This is a genomic window from Mesorhizobium sp. M2E.F.Ca.ET.209.01.1.1 (assembly GCF_004010375.2).
Taxonomy (GTDB): domain Bacteria; phylum Pseudomonadota; class Alphaproteobacteria; order Rhizobiales; family Rhizobiaceae; genus Mesorhizobium.
Genome location: NZ_SADP02000416.1, coordinates 1 through 372 on the forward strand (window position 1 = coordinate 1; position 372 = coordinate 372).

A 372-nucleotide genomic window follows, 5' to 3' on the forward strand; every position below is an offset into this window, starting at 1 on the left:
GTTTGCCGCCTCCACCGGCATCATCGTCACCAATCTGTTCGCGCCGCAGACACTTGTCGGGCTGATCGGCCCGTCGCTCGGCGCTGGCGCCGCGAGCGTTGGCCTTGTCGCCATGGTGACGCTGCTCGGCTATGCCGCCGGCCTGTTCTTCCTGGTGCCGATGGCCGACCTCGCCGAGAACCGCACCCTGATCCTGCGCATGCTGGTCGCGGCGGCATTGGCGGCCGGCGTGGCGGCGCTGGCGCCCACCATCGCCTCGCTGCTGATCGTCCTGTTCGTGCTCGGCGCCGCCTGTTCGGCGATCCAGATTCTGGTGCCGATCGCCGCCTCGATGGCCCCGCCCGGCGAGGCAGGCCGCGTCATCGGCGACGT

Annotated in this window: 1 pseudogene; it reads left to right on the forward strand. The window is 70.7% G+C overall.

Annotation, left to right across the window (positions count from 1 at the left end):
- Positions 1-372, forward strand: a pseudogene (locus EN852_RS36250) (MFS transporter); the annotation flags it as partial.